This window comes from Sinorhizobium meliloti (assembly GCF_017876815.1).
Lineage (GTDB): Bacteria > Pseudomonadota > Alphaproteobacteria > Rhizobiales > Rhizobiaceae > Sinorhizobium > Sinorhizobium meliloti.
Map to the genome: position 1 here is coordinate 398,601 of NZ_JAGIOS010000002.1, position 24,531 is coordinate 423,131.

A 24,531-nucleotide genomic window follows, 5' to 3' on the forward strand; every position below is an offset into this window, starting at 1 on the left:
ACAGATCAGGAATGGTGTCAGGCATTGTCGTCTCCCGGAAGCATGGATCGGAGCCGCAGGCGGGCGATCCGCTCCACCTCGGCACAGGCCGTTTCAAATTCCTCTTCCTTGGAATTGTCAATGCGCCTCTCGAAAGCGGCGAGGATGTCTTCCTTCGTCAGCCCCTTCACCGCGATGATGAAGGGAAAGCCGAATTTCTTGGTGTAGGTCGTGTTCAGCCCGGTGAAGCGCGAATGCTCTTCGGGGGAGAGCCGGTCGAGACCGGCAGACGCCTGCTCGGCTTTCGAATCGGCCGTGAGCTCGCCCGCCACCGCCAGCTTGCCTGCAAGATCAGGATGAGCCCGCAATACCCGAAGCCGTTCGGCCGGGGAAGCCGCGCGGAACGCGTTGCAGAGCGCCGAATGGACGTTGCCAGCGGTCAATCCGGAAGAAGCCGCGCGATCATAGGCGCGTTCCGCGACCCAGGGCGAGTGCTCGAAGATGCCGCCGAAGCGCCGGATGAAATCATCGCGCTCCGACATCAGCGGGTACCGTTGGGCTTGTGGTGTTCGTACCAGTGGCGCGCGATGTCGATGCGGCGCGGCACCCAGACCTTGTCGTGGGACATCACATAGTCGATGAACCGCGCAAGCGCCGCGGCGCGACCGGGCCGCCCGACCAGACGGCAGTGCAGGCCGATATTCATCATCTTCGGGCTGCCTTCCCTGCCCTCCGCATAGAGCACGTCGAACGTGTCCTTGAGATAGGTGAAGAACTGGTCGCCGGAATTGAAGCCCTGATTGGTCGCAAAGCGCATGTCGTTGGCGTCGAGCGTATAGGGAATGATAAGATGCGGATTGCTGGGCGTCGGTCCGGGGACCCAATAGGGAAGCTCGTCCGCGTAGGAATCGCAGGAATAGAGGAAACCGCCCTCCTCCAACACGAGCTTGAGCGTATTTGCCGAGGGCTTGCCCTGGTAGATGCCGAGCGGGCGCTCGCCGGTCAGTTCGGTGTGCAGCCGCACGACCTCGCGGATGTGCTGGCGCTCGATATCTTCCGGAACGTCCTTGTATTCGAGCCAGCGCAGGCCGTGGCTGGCGATCTCCCAACCGGCCTCCTTCATGGCGGCGACGGCTTCCGGATTGCGTGCCATGGCGAGCGTCACGCCATAGACCGTCAGCGTCACGCCCCGGCTCGTGAACATCCGCCACAACCGCCAGAAGCCGGCGCGGGCGCCATACTCGTAGATCGACTCCATATTGAGGTTGCGCTGTCCAGCCCATGGCTGAGCGCCGACGATCTCCGACAGCAAACACTCGGACGCTGGATCGCCGTCGAGAATGCAGCTTTCGCCGCCCTCCTCATAGTTCAGCACGAACTGCACGGCGATATCGGCGTCGCCCGGCCAACGCACCTCAGGCGGCCTGCGCCCGTAGCCGACGAGGTCGCGCGGATAGGAATTCTCGGACATAATTTCACCCTTCGACTTTTCCGGAACGGTAGCATCCCGCACCGGATTGTCGAGATGAGAAAAATGGCGATTCCGAGGTTACGGCCTGCCGGGGAGCGAGGCGGTCACCGCGACCGGCGGCGTGGCAAGAGTGTCCGTGCCGGGGCGCTGCCCGACCGAAAGTCCTGCCTTAGCCCGCGGGCGCGCGGAAATCTTTCCAAGCGGATGCTGCGAATGCACGCGCATCGGCGCTCCGGGCTCGTGCTCGATGAACAGGGCGAGGCTGCCGATCAGGAGCGGCTCGGTCAGCAGCGGTTCGAACAATCCGCGCAAAGGGGCCTCAACCCGCCGCCCCACATCGACGTTCAGAGGGCCGGTCAGCGGCATGTGGAAACGATATTCGTCCATCACATGGGGATCGCCCCAGCGATGCAGGTTGGTGAATTGCGGAGCCGTGAGCCTGTCCGGGTCCGCCCGTTCGATATCGTCCTCACTCAGCGGAGCGCGAAAGCGGTCGAGCGCCTGCAGGACTCGGGCGGCGAGCAGATGCATCGACTGGCTGGGCACCTCTGGCATCAGCCCACAGCACTGGCTGAGGCGCGCAACCTCCAGCCGCTCGATCTGGAACGGCGTCTCCCCGCTCGTGAAAAGCATCATGGCCTTGAGCAATTGCGCTTCGTCCATATCCGGCCTCAGGCGGAAGGGCGCCATGATCATTGCATGAAAGCCGAAGCGGCGTGGAACGGCCGTGTAAAAGGCCATCTCCGAAACCGCAAGGCCGGCAATCGACGGCAGTTCCACGGCCTCCCCGGAATAGACGCTGCGGCCGAGCCAGCTGGCAGCTGCCGCAGAAAGCGGGTCTCCCATCGGCGGGGTGAAACAGATCGCATAGCGCATGGCGCAAGCTCCGGAAGTCCGTGAAAGCGGAATAAGGAAACGTGCGCTCCGCCCGCATCCCGTTCGAGATCCAATGGCGGCGTGTTAAGTGATTTGCGTGACAGATTGACGAATTACGCAGGCCATAACGGGGTCGTGAAGCCAGCCTCGCCTATCGCAATGCCGCGATATGGTGCGCACATTGGAAAGCTTGGGGGAGCGCGCTGGCTGGACGGCCGGCAATCTCGTCGACCGCGGATCGCGCCAGAGCATGCGCCAGTCCAAAGCTCACCTTGAATCCGCCCGTCAACACGAAGACCCTTTCGTGATCGGGGTGACGGCCGACCATGGGTTCGCGCCCCGTAGATCTGGGGCGCAGGCCCGCCCAGCGCTCGACCACCGGGGCGCCGCGCAGAGCGGGCGCAAGAGCCGTTGCGCGGGCAAGCAGGGCATCGAGCTGGCCATCGGTGGAATAGGGTTCCTCGAACCGGTTCTCGCTCGTGCTGCCGACCGCCACCTGGCCGCTTTCATGCGGGACGACATAGAGCCCGTCGGCAAAGATGATGGGCAAAGCCGGATCGATATCGGCGCGAAGCAGCGCCGCCTGGCCTTTGACCGCACCGCCGCTCGGTGCCCGCAGCGGCTCGGTCAAACCGTCGATGAAGGAGAAGCTTTCGACGCCCGCGGCGAGGATCAGGCGATCGCAGGTCAAATCGCGCCCGTCCGCGAGTGAAATCCGGCCGCGCGCCGGATCAAGCGAGACGACTTCCGCCCCTTCCTCGAGCCGGACATGCGGAAATTGCTCCAATGCGGCCCGCAGCATCTCAAGCAGGCTGCGCGGCGCCAGCCGGGCGGCCAGCGTGTCATGGACGACACCGAAGGGCGCCGCATCGGCGGCCGGCCAACCGCCTGCATCGGCGTCGCGGACATGCCAATGGAACCGGCGTGCCGGAGTATGCCAATTCTGCGCCGCATCCTGCTCGCGACCAAGAGCGATCTCCCGCAGATGCGGCTTGCCAAGGGGCATGACACGGCCGGAGCGACGATAGCCTGCCGAGAGGCCGGTGGCTGTTTCAAGGGCGGCGATCTCGCCTTCGAGCGACACCAGGGCATCGAACTGGAACTGCTTCTTGTCGTTCCAGCGGTCGGGCATATGCGGCATGAGCGCGCCGAGGAGACCGCCGCTCGCGCCGGAACCGATCAGTCTGCGCTCGAGAAGCCGCGTCGTGAGGCCGGCGCGGGCAGCCATCACGGCGGCCCAGAGCCCCATGACGCCGCCGCCCACGATCAAAACTTCGCACATCGATTGACCTTCCCGGGCCGGAGAATTATCGGGTTCACCATGACAGGAACCGATCCCGGCCAGAGCCCTTCATCCTCGCGGCAAAACCTCGAATGGCACGAGGGCGATATGCCCTATTCGAAGGAATTTGGCGATCACTTTTATTGCCGCACCGACGGACGGCTCGAATGCGGCCACGTCTTTCTTGCCGGCAACCGGCTGCCGGAACGCTGGGAAGCGGGCGGCACATTCACGATCGGCGAACTCGGCTTCGGCACGGGGCTCAATTTCTGCGAAACCTGGCGCCAATGGAAACAGTCGCCGGCGGCGGGGAGCCTCCATTTCGTTTCCTTCGAGCGCTTTCCCATGCAAGCCGACGAGATCGACCGCGCGCTGGCGCATTGGCCGGAAATCGACGAGGAGCGGCAGGCGCTCGTTGCCAATTGGCCCACGAACCCGGCCGGCCAGGTAGACATCGCCTTTACCGGGCAGGTACGGCTCACCGTCGTGATCGGCGCGGCGCTCGACGGCGTTTCAGCGTCCCCTCCGGACTTCGACGCCTGGTATCTCGACGGTTTCGCCCCCTCGCGCAATCCCGACATGTGGTCGGAAGAACTGATGCGGCTGGTGTTCGACAGGACCGTCTCAGGCGGCAGCTTCGCGACCTATGCGGCAGCCGGCTTCGTCCGCCGCAACCTGGCGGCCGCGGGCTTCACCGTCGAGCGCCGCCCCGGCTTTGCCGGCAAGCGTGAGATGCTGCGCGGCGACAAATCCTGATTTCCCGGATCCGGGTGGGCTTATCCCGGAAAGACCACGGACTTGACCGTCGCGATCAACTGATCGGTGGGGACGGCGACGCAATTGCGGTCGATTTCGGCAAGTGTCTTTTCCTTGACCTGGTGCGAGAGCAGCTTCCTCAGGTCGCCGAGCGTCCTGGGCGCCGCGCAGATCACGAGGTTCTCGAAGGCATGGTCGTGGGCATAGTGGTCGAGCTTCCCGGCGATCTCCATGGCGAAGCGATGCTGCTCCTCCCGTACGGGGTCGCTGCTATACTCCATCGCCGAGCGGCCGTGACCGACCGACGAATGGCTGCGTCCGGGCCTGTCGGCCATGATGTCCTGACGACGCTTGGTCTCGATTTGGAATGTCTCCTCCTCCGGCTGCTGCCTGCCATCCTTCAGCAGGTTGACGTCCTTCACGATGCGCGCCGTGTTTCCATCGGCTGTCAGTATCCAGATTCGGTTCCGCACTATTGTCTCCCCGTGTCGATGGCAGATAGGTTGGCGAGGCTCACGGACAGAACGGCTGAGGCCGCGTCAGGTTCCTTGCCGCCGAATATCTGCGCATTCCGTGTCGCCGTGGCCTGCTCGCATCACGAGCCCGTCAGCAGCCGGCAATCGGCGAGGCCAAGCGGCCAGATTGTACGCTCAGGCCCTTCTTCTGCAAGGGGAACATACATGACGCGCTGCTTCTTTGCCGGCTATCGCCGCGGAACTCGGCGCGTGGTCATGCCCTTTCGCCGGGACGATGTTTTGCGCCTGCCGGCGTGATAGACGGCGCTGCCTTCGCAGCTGCGAAAAGATGCGGCTTGACTTTCCGGCGCAAAACAACGATCTAAGGCCTGCGTCACCTTCCGGCCGCCGCGTGAGCGCGCCCTCGGCATCACTTCGAAGCCGTGAAGAAGGAAAAGCGCGAAACATCGCCGCCCTCCGCGGCAGCACAGGCGCCTGACGATTTTCTATTAACCCACAAGTTCCCAATTCACGCGGGGTTCTTGACGCCAGATGACACCGGAACCGCATCCTGCCGTTCCGGCGAGAGCGTTTGGCGCCCCGAAAGGTATATGCATTGTCCACTTTCAAAGAGCTTGGCCTCTCCGAGCACATCGTGGCGACACTCTCCGCCAATGGTTTCGAAAAGCCGACGCCCATCCAGGCTCAAGCCATTCCGCTGGTCCTGAAAGACCATGACCTCATCGGTCTTGCGCAGACGGGCACCGGCAAGACCGCTGCGTTCGGCCTGCCGATGATCGAAAAGCTCGTAGCCGATGGCAGACGTCCCGATCCGCGCAACATTCGCGCTCTCGTGCTCGCACCTACCCGTGAACTGGTGAACCAGATCGCGGCCAACCTGAAGCTTTTCGTAAAGAAGAGCCCGCTCAAGATCGGCCTCGTCGTCGGTGGCGTTTCGATCAACAAGCAGACCGAACAGCTCGCCCGTGGCGTCGACATTCTCGTCGCGACCCCCGGCCGCCTGCTCGACCTTGTTTCTCGCAAGGCGGTGACGCTGACACAGGCTCGCTACCTCGTTCTCGACGAGGCTGACCAGATGCTCGATCTCGGCTTCATCCACGACCTGCGCAAGATTTCCAAGCTGGTGCCGAAGAATCGTCAGACGCTGCTCTTCTCCGCAACCATGCCGAAGCTGATTGCCGAGCTTGCCGGCGAATATCTGACCGATCCGGTCAAGGTCGAAGTCTCGCCTCCGGGTAAGGCCGCCGACAAGGTCGAACAATATGTGCATTTCGTCCCCGGCAAGGACCTGAAGACGACGATCCTGAAGCAGACGCTGACTGCCAATCCCGATGGGCTGTCGCTGATTTTCAGCCGCACCAAGCATGGCGCCGAGAAGCTGATGAAGCATCTCGACCATGTCGGCTTCAAGGCCGCCTCGATCCATGGCAACAAGAGCCAGGGCCAGCGGGAGCGCGCGCTGAAGGCATTCCGCGACGGTGAGATCCGCGTGCTCGTGGCGACGGATGTGGCCGCTCGCGGGATCGACATTCCAGGCGTCACCCACGTCTACAACTACGACCTGCCGGAAGTGCCCGACGCCTATGTGCACCGTATCGGCCGCACGGCCCGTAACGGCCGCGACGGCATCGCGATCGCATTCTGCGCGCCGGACGAAATCCGCCTGCTGCGGGACATCGAAAAGCTGATGGGCATCCAGATCGCCGTCGCCAGCGGCGAAGCGCCCGCCGACCAGGCGCGCCCCTCCAAGGGACGTGGCGGTCGCGGCAACGGTCAGCCTCGTGGTAACGCCCAGCCTCGCGGCAATGGCGCAGGGCAGCGCCAGGGCGGACCCCGCCGCGATCGGCCGCAGCGCCAGGCGGCAGCCGGCGGATTCGCCGGCGATGAACTGCTGCGCGACGAGCGCTCGCACGAGCGCCGCGACCAGCGTGCTGTCGGGCATGGACCGGCGGACGGACGGCCGGAAGGCCACCGCAATCACAAGGCGCAGAAGCACCATGGGCGGCCCGGACCGCAGCAGGCCGGCCGCCGTGGGAGCGAACAGTCAGGCGAACGCAACGGCGGCGGCAATCGACCGCAGCGTGCCGACGGTCGCGGCCATCAGCGCTAGATCACGATGCTTTTAGGTCGGGTCGACCTAAAAACATGAACGTGATCGGTTCCAAGAAGTTGAGACGCGGGATGCGGGCGGAAAACCGCACACACTTTTCCTCATCCCGCTCTAGAGCACTTCGAGGATAAGTGCGCAGCGTCAAAGACTTAGAGCGTTTGGTGTTTCATGCGCTGAACGCCCTTAGGCGCAATGACGTCGTGGAACGGCGGGTAGATGCCCGCCGTTTCGACACTGCCCTGCGTCACCTGCGCCAGTTAGCCTTTGGGTCTGACGGACTGATAGATCGCGCTGGTGCCGTCTCTCTTCACCGCGAACACGTCATAGGATGCGCGAGGGTCGTCCCCCATGCCCAACGATCCGACGGGCATGCCCGGGACCGCGATGCCGGCAATGTCCGGGCGCTCGGCGAGGAGCCTTTCCACGGCATCCAGCGGTACATGGCCTTCCACGTAATAGCCGCCGACGACAGCCGTATGGCAGCCTTGCATCTCATCCGGTATCGCATAGCGCTGCTTTACCGCAGACAGATCGTCGACGTCCTTTATGCCTACCGCAAAGCCGGCTCCCTTCATCGCCTCGGCCCATGCATGGCAGCAACCGCAATTTGGGTCCTTGTAGACGACCATTTCCCGGCCGGCCGCAAAGGCAGGCCCGATCGTCCAAGCCGACGCGGCCGCGGCCGCGGAAAACAGAAACTCTCTTCTTCTCATGGTTGCTCTCCTTTGAACATTGGTTGTGCGGCATTGAATTGACTGACTTTCTTCGGTGCACTCGACGAGGACAGCCGCCAGCCCTTCACCAAGCCGTAAACGGCCGGAATGACCACCCAGGATCGTCGAGGATACCATTCCGCCGATCATCGGGACGGCGATCCGTTGCATGACCTCCGACCCGGACCCGGTGCTCCAAAGGATCGGCACAAGCCCCGCCATGATGGCGACGACGGTCATCATCTTCGGCCGGACCCGCTCGACCGCCCCCACCATGATGGCCTCCTGCAGATCGGAATGCGTCAGGGAACGCCCCTCGGCCGCGCAAGCCGCGCACCGCTCCCGCAATAGCTGATCGAGATAGATCGAGGATTTTTCGCTCGCTGGCGGCCGGACCCTCCGCAACCGCCTCCAGCGGTTCGAAAGAGACATCCTCGCTTTGCCTGACCGCGACGAACGGGCGCCCGTCTGCCGTTTGCTTCGGCGCCGCCGAACATTCCGGCACCCCGTCCGGGTGCCGGTAGTAGATGATCTTGCCCGCCGGCTTTGCCGCAGGCGGCGTGGGTTCTCGTGCAGTTGACCAAGGAAGAACTGTGGGGTAAGGCCGCCTGTCCCGGCTACGTAGCCTCCTCCGCCTGCCAGGACGAGGGAGCCGACCCAGAAGGAGTTCACCCTGAACGGTTTCGGCCTCCCTTTGGAGCTTGGCCACCAGTTTGAAGCGCCAGCCACCTTCCATGCCGAGATCGGTCCTGAACCGGTAAACTCCGGGCTCTGTCGAAGGCATCGCTTCGACGGCGGTCGTCATCGCCTCCATACCTTCCGGCGCCATGTCGAGCCGGGTCGCAAAAATGATCGCGCCGGAAACCGGCACTTTCGTCCTCTCGTCGATGAGACGGACGGCGACGATCGCTTCCGGTCCCTCGGCAATCTCGGGCTCGACGAGCTCGAACCGGTAGTCCGTAGCGGCGGCGTAGGCGTTCGTGCAGAAAAGCGCCAGGGCAAGGCAGGCGAGGCCTGCTCTCGGCATAAGACGGATTGCAGTCATGTGAACTCTCACCCGACGGGCCTGTCGGCCGCGTCCTTGGAAAATGTCGATGGTCGGACGCCCCACCTCTGTCGGGCGGAGCAGTTCCGTCGATTCGAAGAGTGAGATTCAGGCTTTGGGAGGCCGCGCCGGGGGGTCGATGGTGGCCGACGAAAGTTCGCTGTCCTGCAGGAGGGCGTGCGACGCGTCGCGCGCGTCGCGGTAGACGCTCCAGCCTTCGGCCCGGTCCGCGTGTGCAAGGATGCTGCCGGCGCAGACCAGCCCTAGAGGGCATGCGCTTCCGCAGTCGTTCTTTAGGGGCGGTTGCCGCGGGCAGCAGGACATGTCCTCGGAGACATCCGTGCTTGCCATGGCCGCCATTTGCATGTCCGACGAGGCCATCGCGCTCGTGGCCGCGCCGACGCTCACGGGGCCGATCACGACCGCGAGCAAGACGAGCAGACACAGGAAGCGCCGGAGCGCGACGACGACGAACATGCGCGTAAGCTGGCACAGGTCGGCGTCCAATGGAAGCCGGTCATGGAAAGTTGCGACCGACGACACCGGACGGCGCGCGTTCAATGCTGCGAGTGCACCTCGCCATAGAGCTCGTCAAACCGCCGGCATTTCCTTTGCAGGCTCGCTCGCCGCTGTTCCCCCCGCGGCCTTTCGGTTGGTGAGATAGACCCCTGTCACGGCAATTACGGTGCCGATGATCATCGGCCAGGTCAGCGCTTCGCCGAAGAACAGCGCCGCCTCGCCGGCGGCAAGCGGCGGCACCAGATAGATGAGCGATGCCGCGCGCGATACCTGCCCGCGGCGAATGAGATAGAGCAGGAGCGCGATCGCTCCCATCGAGAGGCCCAGGACCGACCAGGCGAGCGCCGCGACAAGTTCGATATTCCAGGTGACCCGCAGGTCCTCGAGCATGAGCGCCAGGGGGATGGTGACGAGGAGCGCTCCCACATATTGCAGCGCTGCAATCGACCGGATGTCGCCAGTCTGCAAATAACGTTTCTGATAGAGCGTCCCGTAGGTGACGGCGGCCATGCCGAGAACGTTGACGGCCAGCGGCAGCAGGTGGATCGGCGTTGCGGTCGCGTCGATCGCCAGCATTTTCGGCGCAACCGCAAGCGCGATGCCGCAAAAGCCGAGGATAAGACCCAACTTCTGCTGACCCGCCAGCTTCTCGCCGATCAGCCAAGGCGCGACCGCAGCCGTCATCAGGGGCTGCAAGCCGGCAATGATGCCGGAGATCGCCGCGGGCACACCTTGCCCGATCGCCCACCATACGGCACCGAGATAGAGGCCGTGGAGGAAGATGCCGGACACGACGGCATGGCCGATCGCCGTGGCGGAGCGCGGCCACCGCGCACCGCTCAGGAGACAGAAGCCGATGAAGAGCAGAATGGCGAAGCTGTAGCGCAGCGCCAGGAAGGTCAGCGGATCGGCGAAGATGGCCGCATATTTTGCAACGACCCAGCCTGTCGACCAGAGCAGCACGAAGATGGCCGGGGCCACGAGCATGAAATCTTTCCTGAGCGAATGGATTCACGACGATCCGCGCAGGATCGCCGCTGCCGCGATAGAGCGGCGATAGCGCCCCGTCAAAGGAATTTTTCTGATGGATAGCATCAGCGAATAGGAACCGCCGCTCCACAACCTGCTGAACGCGTCTCCTCGAATCCTAAGGGCCTAAAATCCGGGCATCAGCCCGTTTTTTCTGCGCAGCGGAAGCCCAGGCTGCGCGTGCCGCTGCCCCGGTTCTCGCCCGGAAACGCCGAATACGGCCGCATCCGGCCGCGCCGCCACCCGCCAAATTCTTCGACGGCAAATGTGCACGCTTCTTGCATTGCACTCTGCGTTGTATTCAAATGGTCGAAAATAAGGGGACCAGCCTTTGACATTTGACGAAATGATCAATGCGGACAGCAGCCCGCGCCAGCCATATTCGACTTATCATCAATGGTATGCCAGTCAGGACAGAAACCGGCTCATCGCGAAATCGAAGGAAGCCGAAAAGATTTTTCGTAAGACGGGCATCACCTTCGCAGTCTACGGACACGCGGATTCCTCCGAAAAACTGATCCCCTTCGATCTCATACCCCGCATCATCTCCGGGCGCGAATGGCGCCGGCTCGCCCAAGGCATCGAACAGCGCGTCATCGCGCTCAACGCCTTTCTCGACGACATCTACCACAAGCAGGAAATCATCCGCGCCGGGCGCATCCCGCGCGAACTGGTCGAGAAGAACGACACCTTCCTGCCGCAGATGATCGGCTTCCGGCCGCCGGGCGGCGTCTACACCCACATCGTCGGTACCGACATCGTACGCACCGGCGAAGACCAGTACTATGTGCTGGAGGACAATGCCCGCACGCCGTCCGGCGTCAGCTACATGCTGGAAAACCGGGAAACGATGATGCAGATGTTTCCGGAGCTGTTCCACCAGAACCGCGTGCGGCCGGTAGAGAACTATCCCAATCTGCTTCGCCAGAGCCTTTCCTCGCTCGCTCCGGCCGGCTGCGAGGGCAAGCCGCGCGTTGCCGTCCTCACGCCCGGGATCTACAACTCGGCCTTCTACGAGCACGCATTCCTGGCGGATATGATGGGCGTCGAACTGGTGGAGGGCTCGGACCTGCGCGTCATCGACGGCAGGGTAAAGATGCGCACGACACGCGGGTACGAGGCGATAGACGTGCTTTACCGGCGCGTCGACGACGATTTCCTAGACCCCCTCACCTTCCGCCCGGATTCCGCCCTCGGGATACCGGGGATCATGGATGTCTATCGCGCCGGCAATATCACCATCGCCAATGCCCCCGGCACCGGCATTTCCGACGACAAGGCGATCTATTCCTACATGCCGGAAATTGTCGAATTCTATACCGGCCGCAAACCCCTCCTCGAGAACGTGCCCACCTGGCGCTGCTCGGAACCAGAGAGTCTCAAATACGTGCTCGAACATCTCGCCGAGCTCGTCGTCAAGGAGGTTCACGGCTCCGGCGGCTACGGCATGCTCGTCGGCCCGACCGCGACAAAAAAGGAATGTGCAGCCTTCGCCGAGAAGCTCAAATCCCGTCCCGGCAACTACATTGCCCAGCCGACATTGTCGCTCTCGACGGTGCCCATCATGGTCAACAAGGGCATTGCGCCGCGCCACGTCGATCTGCGTCCCTATGTGCTCGTCTCCGACAAGGTTCAGATCATTCCGGGCGGCCTGACCCGCGTGGCCCTGAAAGAAGGCTCCCTGGTGGTGAATTCCAGCCAGGGCGGCGGGACCAAGGATACCTGGGTGCTGGAGGACTGAGGCCATGCTGGGAAGAACTGCAAACGGCCTCTACTGGATGTTCCGCTATATCGAGCGCGCGGAGAACAGCGCCCGCCTCATCGATGCCGGATTGCGCATGTCGCTCACGCGCAGCGAAGCGGCCGAGGACGACTGGGACGGGGTGCTGCAAAGCGCGGACGTGCGCGAACTCTATGATCAGGTCCACGAAGGATTGACGAGCGGCGACGCGATCGACTTCCTTCTGCGTGACCGCACCAACCCGTCAAGCGTGATGTCGTGCATCGAGGCCGGCCGCAACAACGCCCGCATGGTCCGCACGGCGCTCACGCGCGAGACATGGGAAGCGATCAACGAATGCTGGATCGAAATGAAGGGAAGCCTCGCCAGGAGGGCGAAGACCACCGACATGCCGGAGATCATCGACACGATTAAGCGGCGGGCCGGGCTTATCCGGGGCGCCTTCCACGGCACGATGCTCAGGAACGAGATATTCAACTTCTCTCGCATCGGCACCTTCATCGAGAGAGCCGACAACACCGCCCGCATCCTCGACGTCAAATATTACGTGCTTCTGCCGGCAGTCTCCGCGGTCGGATCGTCCATGGACAACGTCCAATGGGAGTCGATCCTGCGCTCGGTCTCCGCACACCGCTCCTATGGCTGGGTCTATGATGCCGAACTCAGGCCCGCAAATATCGCCGACTTCCTGATCGCAAACGGCCGCATGCCGCGCTCGCTGGCCTATTGCTACGACAAGCTCGTCTCCAATCTCGGTTATCTCGCGCGCGAATACGGCGAGCGGCACGCGGCGCACGAGACCGCCGAGCAGACGCTCGGCTTGCTGCGCAGCCAGTCGATCGCGGAAATTATGGATCAGGGACTACACCAATATCTCAAGGAGTTCATCAACCAGAACAATCGCCTCGGCCGGGAAATCTCCGATGGTTACCGGTTCTATCAATGAGCTTCAGGGGGCGTAGATGTATCTGAAAATCAGCCACACGACCGAGTATCATTACGACGAACCGGTACAATACGCATTGCAGCGCCTGCGCCTCACGCCGGTAAATCTGCCGGGCCAGACCGTCCGGAACTGGAAGACGCTCGTGGACGGCGCCGCCATAGAAGTGAGCTATGACGACCAGTTCGGCAACCGCACGCATCTCGTCAGCCTCGACGCCGATCGGACGACCCTTTGCATAGAGGCGAAAGGCGAAGTCGAAACGGAAGACCGGGCCGGCGTATTCGGCGCTCACCAGTCCTATGTGCCGCTGTGGCTCTACGCCCGTGAAACCCCGCTCACCAAGCCGGGCAAGCGGATCCGCGAGCTCGCGAAAGCCGCCGGAGGCGCCACCGAACTCGAGCGCATGCACGCGCTGATGACGATCATTCACGAGACCGTACGCTACGAACAGGGTGAGACCCAGGTCGGGACCTCCGCCGAGGAGGCACTGGAGCGCGGCAAGGGCGTATGTCAGGATCATGCCCATATCCTGATCTCTGCCGCGCGGACCCTTGGCCTGCCCGCACGCTACGTCTCTGGCTACCTCATGATGGAGGACCATCCGCAGCAGACCGCAAGCCACGCCTGGGCCGACGTGCACATTGCCGGCCTTGGCTGGGTGGGATTCGATCCCGCCAACAAGGTCTGCCCGGACGACCGCTATGTCCGCATCGCCTCGGGGCTATGCTACCGCGATGCCGCGCCGGTGTCGGGACTGGTGCACGGCACAGGCACCGAGACTCTGAAGGTGGCCGTGACGGTCGAGCAACAAGGGCAGAGCCAAGCTCAGAATTGAAGCGGAACTGGTCCGCGGTGTTATCGAAGAGAGGTTGGATCATTTCACCGTTTCAATGAAACCGTGAAATGATCCAGGTAAGTCTTCCGCTCCACTCAGCGCGATGCATTGGACTGCAGGATACGGCAGAGTGCGACCAATCCCCGGTCATAGCCGCCATTGACGACATCGCGGCAGCGCTTCAGCACCGTGCGCCGCTCGTTGGGGGACATGGCGTTGAAAGCTGCGATTGGAGTTTGGCCGGGGTTGCCTATTCCGCCCGCGCCGCCACCGGCACCCGGTCCGCCACCGCCGCCGCCGTTGTCAGGTCCACCTCCGCCGCCGCCCGAGCTGCCACCGCCAATCCCGAGGCCAACGTCCAGTCCGACTCCGCTTCCGCCGCCGGCATTCGCACTCACATTGGCGTTGAGACCGCGGCTGCCGCCGAGCGAGACGTCCGCATCGGCGTCGATGCCGTTGCCGCCGCCGACATTTGCGCTGACAGTGCTATTGAGGCCGCGGCTGCCGCCCGCACTTGCATTGGCATTGGCGTTGACGCCGCGGCTGCCGCGGACGGATGCTGTGGCCGAAGTGTTGACCCCGCGCGATCCTCCGACGGACGCATCGACATCGGCGCTGACACCTCTGGATCCGCCCAGCGATGCGCCGACATTGGCATTGACGCCCCTCGAACCTCCGAGCGACACCCCGACGTTCAGGCCACCATTGCCTCCGACGCTTTGTGCAAAGCCGGGGGTACTGGGAATAAAGGTCAGACTCGTTATGAGACCGACAGAGAGAACGAAGGCTTTCTTCCGCATGTTCACTTCCTCTTGCGACGGGGATGCGATTGCCCGATTGAGGAAAATTCCCAACACGCGAACAAGTTTCACGAACTGGCGTAGAGCATACAACTTTTCAAGGCGGGGCAGTATGCGACTGCCCCGTCTGGTGATGACGTCGCGGAGAGATTCCGTACCCGACGGCTCCCCGGGTTCACGGCATCAGTGGCTGTCGCGCTCGACCACCGATCCGCGCGCGCCGACTAGGAAGTCCAGATCGGCGCCGGCGTCAGCCTGCATCACGGTCTTGATATAGAGGCCGCCATAACCGCCCGTGGGCGGTTTTACCGGCGATACCCAGGACGCACGGCGTCGTGCAAGTTCCTCGTCGGAGACATGGAGATGCAGCGTGCGATTCGGGATGTCAACCTCGATCAGGTCGCCATTCTCGACGAGCGCCAGGGGTCCGCCTTCCGCGGCTTCCGGCGCGGTATGAAGGATGACGGTGCCGTAGGCCGTACCCGACATGCGAGCATCCGAAATACGGATCATGTCGGTGATGCCCTTCTTCAGGACCTTCGGCGGCAGGCCCATATTGCCGACCTCGGCCATGCCCGGATAGCCTTTGGGGCCGCAATATTTCAGTACCATGATGCAGGTCTCGTCGATGTCGAGATCCTCACGGTTGATGCGTGCGTGATAGTCCTCAATGCTTTCGAATACGACCGCACGGCCCTTGTGCTGCATAAGGTGCGGCGAAGCGGCCGAAGGTTTCAGAACAGCACCGCGCGGCGCCAGATTGCCGCGCAGGACGGCGATGCCGCCCGATTTCGTCAGCGCCTTTTCCCGCGGCAGGATTACGTCCTCGTTGTAGTTCACGACGCCCTTGACGTCGTTCCAGATCGTGTCGCCGCTGACGGTGATGGCGTCATTGTGCAGGAGGCCCATCTCCGCGACCGCCTTAATCACGACCGGCAGACCGCCGGCATAATAGAACTCCTCCATCAGATATTTGCCGGAAGGCTGGAGGTTGACGATGGTCGGCACATCGCGGCCGAGTCTGTCCCAATCGTCCAGCGAAAGATCGACGCCGACACGGCCCGCAAGCGCGAGCAGATGCAGGACCGCATTGGTCGAGCCGCCGACGGCGCCGTTAACGCGGATGGCGTTTTCGAAGGCCTCCTTGGTCAGGATATCGGAGGGCTTCAAGTCCTCCTTGACCATCTCGACAATGCGACGGCCGGTAAGCTGCGAAATCACCCGGCGGCGCGCATCGACCGCGGGAATGGCCGCATTGCCCGAAAGCGTCATGCCTAGCGCTTCGGCCATCGACGCCATGGTCGAGGCCGTGCCCATGGTCATACAGCTTCCCGCGGAACGGGCCATGCCCTGCTCGGCGTCCATGAACTCCTCAAGCGACATCTCGCCGGACTTCACCATTTCGGAAAACTGCCAGATCGCCGTGCCGGACCCGACGTCCTTGCCGCGCCACTTTCCATTGAGCATGGGGCCGCCGGAGACGACGATCGCCGGAATGTCGACGCTTGCCGCACCCATCAACAGGCTGGGCGTAGTCTTGTCGCAGCCGCCGAGCAGGACGACGCCATCGACCGGATTGCCGCGGATCGATTCCTCGACATCCATCGCCGCCAGGTTGCGGAACATCATCGCCGTCGGGCGTAGCGTGCTCTCACCGGTCGAGAAGACCGGGAATTCCACCGGGAAGCCTCCCGCCTCGTAAACCCCGCGCTTCACGCGCTCAGCGAGGTCGCGCAGATGCGCATTGCACGGCGTGAGTTCCGACCAGGTGTTACAGATGCCGATGATCGGCCGCCCGTCGAAGGTGTCGGCGGGAAGCCCCTGGTTCTTCATCCAGGAGCGATGCATGATGGCATTCTTGCCAGTACCGCCGAACCACTCCTGCGAACGGAGCTTGCGCGGCCACTCAGCTTTCTTCTTCATTTCTTCCTTCCTTGCGCCCTGCGCGGGCTGGACACGCCGGCTTTACGCCCTGTTTTCTTCAGGCAAGCGTGTAGGCTGTCTTGACGTTGGTGTAGAACTCTGCGGCGTATTTGCCCTGCTCACGAGGGCCGTAAGAGGAAGCCTTGCGGCCGCCAAACGGCACGTGGAAATCGACGCCCGCCGTCGGCAGGTTGACCATCACCATGCCGGCCTCGGCATTGCGCTTGAAGTGCGTCGCATGCTTTAGGCTGGTGGTGGCGATGCCCGAAGACAGGCCGAACGGCGTGTCGTTGGCGACGGCGAGCGCCTCGTCGTAGTCCTTGACGCGGATGACGGCCGCGACCGGCCCGAAGATTTCCTCGCGCGAGATGCGCATCTCGTTGGTCGCCTCGGTGAACAGCGCCGGCTGCAGATAGAAGCCGGGCGTGTCGCGCGAGATCACCTCCCCGCCGAAGGCAAGCTTGGCGCCTTCCTGTTTGCCGATGGCGATATAGTCGGTGTCCTGGTTGAGCTGGCTCTGATCGACCACCGGTCCGATATGGGTGCCGGGCTTCAGCGCGTCGTCGACGACGAGACCCTTGATCCGCTCGCCCATGGCGGCGACGAACCGGTCATGGATGCCTTCGGTGACGATGATCCGCGACGAGGCGGTGCAGCGCTGGCCGGTCGAGAAGAAAGCTGAGTTGACCGCCGCTTCGACGGCGACGGCGAGATCGGCATCGTCGAGCACGACGAACGGGTTCTTGCCGCCCATCTCCAGCTGGTACTTGCGGTTATGTTCGACCGAGGCGACGGCGACCCGCTTTCCGGTCGCGGTCGAGCCGGTGAAGGTGATCGCCTGGACGTCCGGACTGTCGAGCATCGCCTGGCCGACGACCGAGCCCTTGCCCATGACGAGGTTCAACACGCCCTTCGGCAGACCCGCCCGGTGGAGGATGTCGACGATCGCCCACGAACAGCCCGGAACGAGCTCGGCCGGCTTGAAGACAATGGTGTTGCCGTAGCAAAGCGCCGGGGCGAGCTTCCAGGCGGGAATGGCGATCGGGAAATTCCAAGGCGTGATGATGCCGACGACGCCGGCCGGCTCGCGGGTTATCTCGACGCCGATCCCCGGCCGGACCGACGGGACGACCTCACCCGCAAGACGCAGGGTCTCGCCGGCGAAGAACTCGAAGATCTGGCCGGCGCGGACCGTCTCGCCGATACCCTCGGCGAGCGTCTTGCCCTCTTCGCGCGAGAGAAGGCGTCCCAGCTCGTCCTTGCGCGCCAGGATCTCGTCGGCGGTCTTCTTCAGGATCGCATGGCGCTCGAGAATGCCGGAGCGCGACCACGCGGGAAAGGCAGCCTTTGCCGCCGCGATCGCGGCTTTCGCGTCTTCGGCGCTCGCGCGTGCATATTCTCCGACGACATCATCGGTGTTCGACGGATTGATGTTCGCAACGCCGTCTCCGCCGACCCATTCGCCGGCGATCAGGTTCTGGTGAAGTGTCATGGGCTTCAGCCTCCTTGTCTTCTTGCCGCAAGCGGCCGTGATGGTTCACGGCCTCGGGCTTGCCATTGGAGATATGTCAGAGCTGATGGACAGCGACCTCTTCCTCCGCCGCGATCGCCAGCGGATTGCGCAGGGGCAGGCCGAATTCCTTGGCTTCGATTTCGAATACGTCTCCCTCCTCCGTGCGGATGCCGTCACCGAAAGAGAGCGTCGCCGTGCCGAACATGTGGACGTGGATGTCTCCCGGTGCGCGGAAGAGTCCGTATTTGAAATGGTGATATTCGAGATTGGCGAAGCTGTGCGACATGTTCGCCTCACCGGAAAGGAAAGGCTTCTCCCACAGCACCTTGCCGCCGCGAAGGATGCGCGATGCCCCGCGAATATCCTCGGGAGCCGCGCCGATGCGGATTTCCGGCCCGAAGCTCGCCTGCCGGAGCTTCGAATGTGCGAGCCACAGATAATTGACCCGCTCGGTCTTGTGATCTGAGAACTCGTTGGCAACCGCAAAGCCGAGCCGGAAGGGGACGCCCTTGTCGGAGATCACATAGATGCCGGCCATTTCGGGCTCCTCGCCGCCATCCTCCGCGAAGGACGGAGACACGAGCGGCTCGCCCGGGGCCACAGCCGTGGTGCCGTTGCCCTTGTAGAACCATTCCGGCTGCACGCCTTTCTCACCGGACTTCGGCTTACCGCCTTCGAGGCCCATGCGGAACATCTTCATAGAGTCGGTCAGCGTTTCCTCGGTCGCTTCCGTCGCCTTCTTGTGCATCGCGTCGCGCGTTGCAGCGGAGCCAAGATGCGTGAGCCCGGTCCCCGTCAGATGCAGGTGGGCGGGATCGGGATGCGTGATCGGCGAAAGCAGCCGCCCCTGGGAATAGGCTTCCTCGAGATCGATCGTTTCGCCAAAGCCCTTGGCGTCGACGACGTCCCTGAGGCTCCGGCCGCTATTGGCCGCTTCCATCGCCAGAGCATAGACGCTCTCCGCTCCCCTGACGGCACGCGCCGTCTCGCCCGGGGCACGCACGGCGACGATAACCGAACCGTCTTCTTTCCTGACCTGAGAAATCAGCACGTTCTGTCCTTCCTGATGAATTGGCTTCCACGATGCCTTTCCTTGCGGAAAAGCAGCGCTTCGCCCGAGAGTGGCTCACGCCACCCAGTTACGGCAAACATGCCGCGTTTTTCTGTTGCGATCATCGGGGGCCGAGCGGAAGCCGGTCAGCCCTTGCCCTTGTTCTTGTTGTAGACGTCGAAGAACACGGCTGCGAGCAGCACGAGGCCCTTGATCAATTGCTGGTAGTCGATGCCGATGCCCATGATGGACATGCCGTTGTTCATGACGCCCATGATGAAAGCGCCGATCACCGCGCCGGTAATCTTGCCGACGCCACCCGAGGCGGACGCACCGCCGATGAAGCAGGCCGCGATCACGTCGAGCTCGAAGCCGACGCCGGCTTTCGGGGTCGCCGAGTTCAGACGGGCCGTGATGATCATGCCGGCAAGCGCCGCGAGCGCGCCCATGTTCACGAAGGCGTAGAAGGTCAGCCGTTCGGTATTGATGCCGGAGAGCTTGGTCGCCTTCTCGTTGCCGCCCATCGCGTATATCCGGCGGCCGATCGTCGAACGCGTGGTGACGAAGGTGTAGACGGCGATCAGCACGCCCATGACGACTAGGACGTTGGGCAGGCCCCGATAGGTCGAAAGCTGGAAGCCGAGGAACAGTGCCACCAGGCTGATGACCGCCATCTGGATCGCGAAGAAGACGAACGGCTCGTTCTCCGTGCCGTGCTGCTCGTTGATCCGGCGATTGCGAACCCCGGCAAAGATCGCATAGCCGACGAGCAACAGCACGGCGACCAGGGCGACCATGTTCTTGATCGTCTCCGGGCTCGGGCTGAGGAAGTAAAGAAAGTCGGGAACGAATCCGGTCGACAGTATCTGGAAGTCCTTCGGAAACGGTCCGATCGGACGGCCGCCGAGGACCACATAGGTCATTCCCCGGAACACCAGCATGCCGGCGAGCGTGACGATGAAGGAAGGGATCTTCTGATAGGCGACCCAGTAGCCCTGCGCCGCGCCCATGATACCGCCCACGATCAGGCAGGCGGGAATGACCACAAAGGCAGGCAAGCCCCATTTGACGAGCATGATCGCCGAAATCGCGCCGATGAAGGCCACGATGGAGCCGACCGACAGATCGATGTGCCCGGCAACGATGATCAGCAGCATGCCCAGCGCCATGATGACGATGAACGAGTTCTGCAGCACCAGGTTCGTGATGTTGACGGGCCTGAAGAGGACGCCGTTGGTGACGAACTGGAAGAACAGCATGATGATGACGAGCGCGACCAGCAGGCCGTATTCGCGAATGTTGTTCCTGAGGTAGTCACCGATCGACGGTTTGGTGGTTTCGGTGCTCGTATCGGCGACCATTAGTGTTTCTCCCCTGAACGCATGATGGCGCGCATGATCGATTCCTGGCTTGCTTCCTCCTTGGAAAGCTCGGCCACCATGCGCCCCTCGTTCATGACATAGATGCGATCGCAGGTCCCGAGCAGCTCCGGCATCTCCGACGAGATCATCAGGATGCCTTTGCCCTCGGCCGCGAGCTGGTTGATGATGGTGTAGATCTCATACTTCGCGCCGATGTCGATACCGCGCGTCGGCTCATCGAGTATGAGGACTTCGGGATTGGTGAACAGCCACTTGGACAGGACGACCTTCTGCTGGTTCCCGCCAGAGAGGTTGACCGTCTCCTGATAGATCGAATGGGAACGGATGCGGAGCTTCGAGCGATATTCGGCGGCGACCTTCCGTTCCTTGCGCTCGTCGATGACGCCGTTCGATGCGACCGCATGCAGATTGGCGAGCGTGGTGTTGTGCATGATGTTGTTGATCAGCACGAGGCCGAGCTGCTTGCGGTCCTCCGTTACATAGGCAAGACCTGCCTTGATGGCCTTGGGAATCGTGCTCACGTCCACCGGCCGGCCATGCATCGTCACCTCGCCGGTGATCTTGTGGCCCCAGGACTTGCCGAAAACGCTCATCGCCGTCTCGGTGCGGCCGGCGCCCATCAGCCCGGCGATGCCGACGACCTCGCCGGCGCGAACCTTGAAGCTGACGTCATGCAGGAACTGCCGGTCGCGGTGATGCTGATGGTAGACGTTCCAGTTCTTCACCTCGAGCAGCGTGTCACCGATCTTCGGTTCACGCGGCGGATAGCGGTCTTCCATGGCCCGGCCGACCATGCCGTTGATGATCCGGTCCTCGCTGATGTCTTCCTTGTGACAGTCGAGCGTCTCTACCGTTCCGCCATCGCGCAGGATGGTGATCTGGTCGGCAACCTTCTTAATCTCGTTGAGCTTGTGAGAGATGATGATCGACGTCATGCCCTGGCTGCGGAACTCCATGAGCAGCTTCAAAAGCGCGTCGGAGTCGTTTTCGTTGAGGGATGCGGTCGGCTCGTCGAGGATCAGCAGGCGGACTTTCTTCGAAAGCGCCTTGGCAATCTCCACCAGCTGCTGCTTGCCGACGCCGATATCGGTGATCAGCGTCGCGGGGGACTCGTTCAGGCCCACTTTCTTCAGGAGCTCCTGGGTGCGGGCAAAGGTCTGCGGCCAGTGGATCACGCCCTTTTCGGCCACCTCGTTGCCGAGAAAGATGTTCTCGGCGATCGAAAGCAGCGGAACGAGCGCCAGTTCCTGATGGATGATGATGATGCCGAGCTCTTCGCTGTCCGAGATCGTGCTGAACTGGCGAAGCTCGCCGTCGTAATGGATCTCGCCCTCATAGGTGCCGGCCGGATAGACTCCGCTCAGCACCTTCATCAAGGTCGACTTGCCGGCGCCGTTTTCCCCGACAAGCGCGTGGATCTCGCCTTCGCGGACCTTGAACGAGACATTGTCCAGGGCCTTGACGCCCGGAAACGTCTTCGTAATGCCCCGCATTTCAAGAATGATATTGTCCATACTCAGCCATTCCAGCTGCAGTGGGAGAGACTGCAGGCGCTCTCCCGTGCTGCGCGGTTGTTTCGACCGGCTCCGATACGAAATAAAACCACGCGGCGGGCCAAAGTGCTACAGCGACATTGCCACGAGACGCATGCCGCCTGGATTAAGAGGGTGCGCGAGCGTGTCGCGCACCCTCCCGGTTCGCCGCATCAGTTGTTGAGCTGATCTTCCGTGTAGTAGCCGGAACCGACGAGAACGTCCTTGGCGTTGGACTTGTCGACGGAAACGGGCTTCAGGAGGTAGGACGGAACGACCTTGACGCCGTTTTCATAGGTCTTCGTGTCGTTGACCTCCGGCTCCTTGCCATCCATGATCGCGTTGACCATGTTGACGGTGACCTTGGCCAGTTCACGGGTGTCCTTGAAGACCGTGGAATACTGTTCGCCGGCGAGGATCGACTTGACCGACGGCAGTTCGGCGTCCTGACCGGTGACGATCGGCATCGGCATGTCGCCGGAGCCGTAACCGACGCCCTTCAGAGCCGAGATGATGCCGATCGACAGACCGTCATAGGGCGACAGAACGCCATCGACCTTCGCATCGGTATACGCGGACGACAGAAGGTTTTCCATTCGGGCCTGAGCCACGGCGCCATCCCAGCGCAGCGTGCCGACCTGGTCCATGCCCATCTGGCCGGACTTGACGACGATCTTGCCGCTGTCGATCAGAGGTTGCAGGACGGACATCGCGCCGTCGTAGAAAAAGAAGGCGTTGTTGTCGTCCGGCGAGCCGCCGAAAAGTTCGACGTTCTTCGGCTCGGTGGCACTGTCGAGCTTCAGACCCTCGACGAGCGATGTCGCCTGCAGCACGCCGACCTGGAAGTTGTCGAAGGTGGCGTAGTAGTCGACATTGCCGGAATCGCGGATCAGGCGGTCGTAGGCGATGACCTTGACGCCGGCATCGGCAGCCTTCTGCAGGATGTCGGAGAGCGTCGTGCCGTCGATGGCGCCGATGACGAGGACCTTCGCGCCCTTGGTCACCATGTTCTCGATCTGCGCCAACTGGTTCGGAATGTCATCGTCGGCGAACTGCAGGTCCGGCGCATAGCCGGCCTCCTTGAACAGCTTCTCCATGGTCTCGCCGTCGGAAATCCAGCGCGTCGACGTCTTGGTGGGCATGGAGATGCCGACCATGCCCTTTTCCTGGGCGACTGCCGGCGCAGCGAAGCCGGCGACCGTGATCGCCGCAGCCGCGAGAAGCGAAGTAAAGAATTTCATCAGATCTCTCCCTGAGTGTTGAACCGGCAGGCGCGGGGCCTCCGTCTATGCGCAGCGATCACCGTCGCGGAGCGTGACCCCCCGGCGGTGGTTCAAGATAAAGGAAGCCCTCCCCGTCTTATCATACTCCCGCATGCGCTGGCGCATATGCTGGGAAACTGGAATCAATTGCCATAACTGTCAAATACAATATCGCTTTGCATGCATATCAAAATTGATATACCACTCTAAAAGAGTGTGATTTTTGAAACTCTTGAAAACGGAACCGAATGCGATGCTCGATGGCAGGCAGAATGCAGCCGGGCTCACAGGAGAACTGCTGGAAACGGGGCTTTTCCGCTCCGGATTGAAGATCAACCACTTGCGGCTCATCCTGGCGATCGACGACCATCGGCGCATCAGCGCCGCGGCCGATTCGCTCGGGATTTCGCAGCCGGCGGCATCGCGCATGCTCGCGGAGATCGAAGCGATCGTGAAGGCGCCGATCTGCGAGCGGGTGGCGCGCGGCGTCGAACTGACCCGCTACGGCGAGGCCCTGGCGCGCCGGGCCCGCACCATCTTTCTCGAGTTGCGCGAGGCTGCGCGCGAGATCAACGAGCTGAAGACCGGCAGCGGCGGATCGGTCTCGCTCGGATCGGTCACCGGCCCGGGACTCAATCTCGCAGTGCCGGCGATCCGCCAGGTGTCGACGGCCTATCCCGGGATCGAGATCAACGTGCAGATCGACAACAGCAACGTGCTGACGCGGGAGCTTCTGGCGGCGCGGCACGATTTCATCGTCGGGCGGATCCCCGACGACCTCAATCCGCGGCTGTTCAACCTGGTCGAAATCGGTTTCGAGGAGGTCTGCCTCATCGTCCGGGAGGGCCACCCGCTGTTGGACAAGGCGTCAGCCAGCGCCCACGACCTCCCGGCCTACGACTGGGTGTTCCAGCCGCCCGGTACACTGCTTCGACGCGCGGTCGAAGACAGTTTCGCTTCCGCCGGCGTCCGGCTTCCGGCAACGGTCATCAATACTTCATCGACCATCCTGACGCTGTCGATCGTGCGGAACACCAATGCGATCGCTCCGGTTGCGCTCGACGTCGCCAGGCTGGTGGCGGGCAACGGCACGGAAGCCGGCGAGATCCGGATTTTGCCGACCGAATTTCCGATCCGCATCAAACCCTATGGGCTGATCACGGCGGAAGGCCGGGCTCTCCCCCCGAGCGCAAAGCTGCTTTACGATCTGATCCTGAAGCAGAGCAGGGCGTGATCAGGTCCGCATAATCTTGATATCGCAAGATCCTGCCAACCAAGTGCCTGCCCGGA

General features: G+C 62.7%; 21 protein-coding genes and 2 pseudogenes. 6 read left to right on the forward strand and 17 right to left on the reverse strand.

Annotated features, from left to right (window positions below):
• Window positions 1-17 precede the first annotated feature (17 nt).
• The 4 genes from uraD to JOH52_RS20715 form a co-directional block, all read right to left on the reverse strand.
• Window positions 18-521, reverse strand: a complete 504-nt coding sequence (uraD, locus tag JOH52_RS20700) for a 2-oxo-4-hydroxy-4-carboxy-5-ureidoimidazoline decarboxylase (RefSeq protein WP_010976000.1) — start codon at window positions 519-521, stop codon at window positions 18-20.
• Entirely contained in the window at window positions 521-1,450 is a 930-nt protein-coding gene (puuE, locus tag JOH52_RS20705; RefSeq protein WP_013850503.1) for an allantoinase PuuE, read from the reverse strand. Before puuE ends, uraD begins: the two co-directional genes overlap by 1 nt.
• A gap of 78 nt (window positions 1,451-1,528) precedes the next feature.
• On the reverse strand, window positions 1,529-2,326 hold the full coding sequence (locus JOH52_RS20710) for a DUF1045 domain-containing protein (protein ID WP_014530272.1): 798 nt from the start codon (window positions 2,324-2,326) through the stop codon (window positions 1,529-1,531).
• Between the two features lie 151 nt (window positions 2,327-2,477).
• Window positions 2,478-3,608, reverse strand: coding sequence for an NAD(P)/FAD-dependent oxidoreductase (locus JOH52_RS20715; protein WP_014530271.1), 1,131 nt, complete (start codon window positions 3,606-3,608; stop codon window positions 2,478-2,480).
• 39 nt (window positions 3,609-3,647) lie between these two features.
• On the opposite strand from JOH52_RS20715, the gene mnmC2 reads away from it, so the two are divergent.
• Window positions 3,648-4,364: a tRNA (5-methylaminomethyl-2-thiouridine)(34)-methyltransferase MnmC2 gene (gene mnmC2 / locus JOH52_RS20720; RefSeq protein WP_013850500.1), complete on the forward strand. Its 717-nt coding sequence runs from the start codon at window positions 3,648-3,650 to the stop codon at window positions 4,362-4,364.
• Window positions 4,365-4,384: 20 nt separating this feature from the next.
• Here mnmC2 and JOH52_RS20725 read toward each other — a convergent pair whose 3' ends face one another.
• Window positions 4,385-4,837, reverse strand: a complete 453-nt coding sequence (locus JOH52_RS20725) for a host attachment protein (protein WP_003535926.1) — start codon at window positions 4,835-4,837, stop codon at window positions 4,385-4,387.
• 598 nt (window positions 4,838-5,435) lie between these two features.
• Here JOH52_RS20725 and JOH52_RS20730 point away from each other — a divergent pair.
• Complete coding sequence (locus JOH52_RS20730; RefSeq protein ID WP_013850499.1) at window positions 5,436-6,950, forward strand: DEAD/DEAH box helicase; 1,515 nt, start codon at window positions 5,436-5,438, stop codon at window positions 6,948-6,950.
• 257 nt (window positions 6,951-7,207) lie between these two features.
• Here the strand turns inward: JOH52_RS20730 and JOH52_RS20735 are convergent, their stop codons facing one another.
• The 5 genes and pseudogenes from JOH52_RS20735 to JOH52_RS20760 all read right to left on the reverse strand — a co-directional run bounded on the left by JOH52_RS20735 (window position 7,208) and on the right by JOH52_RS20760 (window position 10,214).
• Entirely contained in the window at window positions 7,208-7,663 is a 456-nt protein-coding gene (locus JOH52_RS20735) for a DUF411 domain-containing protein (protein ID WP_013850498.1), read from the reverse strand.
• Window positions 7,660-8,029, reverse strand: a pseudogene (locus tag JOH52_RS20740) (efflux RND transporter permease subunit); the annotation flags it as partial. The gene JOH52_RS20735 and the pseudogene JOH52_RS20740, both read right to left, overlap by 4 nt.
• Window positions 8,030-8,309: 280 nt before the next feature.
• A pseudogene (locus JOH52_RS20750) lies at window positions 8,310-8,708 on the reverse strand (FixH family protein); the annotation flags it as partial.
• A gap of 108 nt (window positions 8,709-8,816) precedes the next feature.
• A complete protein-coding gene (locus JOH52_RS20755) occupies window positions 8,817-9,269 on the reverse strand; it encodes a hypothetical protein (protein WP_014530268.1) in 453 nt (150 codons plus the stop codon).
• Between the two features lie 30 nt (window positions 9,270-9,299).
• Window positions 9,300-10,214, reverse strand: coding sequence for a DMT family transporter (locus JOH52_RS20760; protein ID WP_127657788.1), 915 nt, complete (start codon window positions 10,212-10,214; stop codon window positions 9,300-9,302).
• A gap of 388 nt (window positions 10,215-10,602) precedes the next feature.
• On the opposite strand from JOH52_RS20760, the gene JOH52_RS20765 reads away from it, so the two are divergent.
• The 3 genes from JOH52_RS20765 to JOH52_RS20775 are packed head-to-tail and all read left to right on the forward strand — an operon-like array spanning window position 10,603 to window position 13,778.
• The gene (locus JOH52_RS20765; protein ID WP_013850494.1) at window positions 10,603-11,997 is read left to right on the forward strand and encodes a circularly permuted type 2 ATP-grasp protein; all 1,395 of its coding nucleotides are present in this window, start codon (window positions 10,603-10,605) and stop codon (window positions 11,995-11,997) included.
• Between the two features lie 4 nt (window positions 11,998-12,001).
• Window positions 12,002-12,943 carry an alpha-E domain-containing protein gene (locus JOH52_RS20770; protein WP_013850493.1) on the forward strand — a complete coding sequence of 314 codons (942 nt, stop codon included), beginning with the start codon at window positions 12,002-12,004 and terminating at the stop codon, window positions 12,941-12,943.
• A gap of 16 nt (window positions 12,944-12,959) precedes the next feature.
• Window positions 12,960-13,778: a transglutaminase family protein gene (locus JOH52_RS20775; protein WP_013850492.1), complete on the forward strand. Its 819-nt coding sequence runs from the start codon at window positions 12,960-12,962 to the stop codon at window positions 13,776-13,778.
• 95 nt (window positions 13,779-13,873) lie between these two features.
• On the opposite strand, the gene JOH52_RS20780 is transcribed toward JOH52_RS20775, so the two are convergent.
• From JOH52_RS20780 to chvE, 7 genes are all read right to left on the reverse strand, one after another.
• A complete protein-coding gene (locus JOH52_RS20780) occupies window positions 13,874-14,578 on the reverse strand; it encodes a hypothetical protein (RefSeq protein WP_014530266.1) in 705 nt (234 codons plus the stop codon).
• A 183-nt stretch (window positions 14,579-14,761) separates the two neighbouring features.
• Entirely contained in the window at window positions 14,762-16,501 is a 1,740-nt protein-coding gene (araD, locus tag JOH52_RS20785; protein WP_014530265.1) for an L-arabinonate dehydratase, read from the reverse strand.
• 58 nt (window positions 16,502-16,559) lie between these two features.
• Entirely contained in the window at window positions 16,560-17,993 is a 1,434-nt protein-coding gene (locus JOH52_RS20790; protein WP_014530264.1) for an aldehyde dehydrogenase family protein, read from the reverse strand.
• A gap of 76 nt (window positions 17,994-18,069) precedes the next feature.
• Window positions 18,070-19,065 carry an AraD1 family protein gene (gene araD1 / locus JOH52_RS20795; RefSeq protein ID WP_014530263.1) on the reverse strand — a complete coding sequence of 332 codons (996 nt, stop codon included), beginning with the start codon at window positions 19,063-19,065 and terminating at the stop codon, window positions 18,070-18,072.
• A gap of 146 nt (window positions 19,066-19,211) precedes the next feature.
• Complete coding sequence (mmsB, locus tag JOH52_RS20800; RefSeq protein WP_003535527.1) at window positions 19,212-20,426, reverse strand: multiple monosaccharide ABC transporter permease; 1,215 nt, start codon at window positions 20,424-20,426, stop codon at window positions 19,212-19,214.
• Complete coding sequence (gene mmsA / locus JOH52_RS20805) at window positions 20,426-21,961, reverse strand: multiple monosaccharide ABC transporter ATP-binding protein (protein WP_003535529.1); 1,536 nt, start codon at window positions 21,959-21,961, stop codon at window positions 20,426-20,428. The genes mmsB and mmsA overlap by 1 nt, the downstream gene beginning before the upstream one ends.
• Window positions 21,962-22,152: 191 nt before the next feature.
• Complete coding sequence (chvE, locus tag JOH52_RS20810) at window positions 22,153-23,220, reverse strand: multiple monosaccharide ABC transporter substrate-binding protein (protein WP_014530262.1); 1,068 nt, start codon at window positions 23,218-23,220, stop codon at window positions 22,153-22,155.
• Window positions 23,221-23,494: 274 nt separating this feature from the next.
• Here chvE and JOH52_RS20815 point away from each other — a divergent pair, with 274 nt between their 5' ends.
• Window positions 23,495-24,475, forward strand: coding sequence for a LysR family transcriptional regulator (locus tag JOH52_RS20815; RefSeq protein WP_013850489.1), 981 nt, complete (start codon window positions 23,495-23,497; stop codon window positions 24,473-24,475).
• Window positions 24,476-24,531: the final 56 nt, after the last annotated feature.

Bases quoted from the DNA above. Each gene is read 5' to 3' on its own strand.
- uraD (WP_010976000.1), bottom strand. From the start codon at position 521: ATGTCGGAGCGCGATGATTTCATCCGGCGCTTCGGCGGCATCTTCGAG.
- puuE (WP_013850503.1), bottom strand. From the start codon at position 1,450: ATGTCCGAGAATTCCTATCCGCGCGACCTCGTCGGCTACGGGCGCAGG.
- JOH52_RS20710 (WP_014530272.1), bottom strand. From the start codon at position 2,326: ATGCGCTATGCGATCTGTTTCACCCCGCCGATGGGAGACCCGCTTTCT.
- JOH52_RS20715 (WP_014530271.1), bottom strand. From the start codon at position 3,608: ATGTGCGAAGTTTTGATCGTGGGCGGCGGCGTCATGGGGCTCTGGGCC.
- mnmC2 (WP_013850500.1), top strand. From the start codon at position 3,648: ATGACAGGAACCGATCCCGGCCAGAGCCCTTCATCCTCGCGGCAAAAC.
- JOH52_RS20735 (WP_013850498.1), bottom strand. From the start codon at position 7,663: ATGAGAAGAAGAGAGTTTCTGTTTTCCGCGGCCGCGGCCGCGTCGGCT.
- JOH52_RS20760 (WP_127657788.1), bottom strand. From the start codon at position 10,214: ATGCTCGTGGCCCCGGCCATCTTCGTGCTGCTCTGGTCGACAGGCTGG.
- JOH52_RS20765 (WP_013850494.1), top strand. From the start codon at position 10,603: ATGATCAATGCGGACAGCAGCCCGCGCCAGCCATATTCGACTTATCAT.
- JOH52_RS20770 (WP_013850493.1), top strand. From the start codon at position 12,002: ATGCTGGGAAGAACTGCAAACGGCCTCTACTGGATGTTCCGCTATATC.
- JOH52_RS20775 (WP_013850492.1), top strand. From the start codon at position 12,960: ATGTATCTGAAAATCAGCCACACGACCGAGTATCATTACGACGAACCG.
- JOH52_RS20780 (WP_014530266.1), bottom strand. From the start codon at position 14,578: ATGCGGAAGAAAGCCTTCGTTCTCTCTGTCGGTCTCATAACGAGTCTG.
- araD (WP_014530265.1), bottom strand. From the start codon at position 16,501: ATGAAGAAGAAAGCTGAGTGGCCGCGCAAGCTCCGTTCGCAGGAGTGG.
- JOH52_RS20790 (WP_014530264.1), bottom strand. From the start codon at position 17,993: ATGACACTTCACCAGAACCTGATCGCCGGCGAATGGGTCGGCGGAGAC.
- mmsB (WP_003535527.1), bottom strand. From the start codon at position 20,426: ATGGTCGCCGATACGAGCACCGAAACCACCAAACCGTCGATCGGTGAC.
- mmsA (WP_003535529.1), bottom strand. From the start codon at position 21,961: ATGGACAATATCATTCTTGAAATGCGGGGCATTACGAAGACGTTTCCG.
- chvE (WP_014530262.1), bottom strand. From the start codon at position 23,220: ATGAAATTCTTTACTTCGCTTCTCGCGGCTGCGGCGATCACGGTCGCC.
- JOH52_RS20815 (WP_013850489.1), top strand. From the start codon at position 23,495: ATGCTCGATGGCAGGCAGAATGCAGCCGGGCTCACAGGAGAACTGCTG.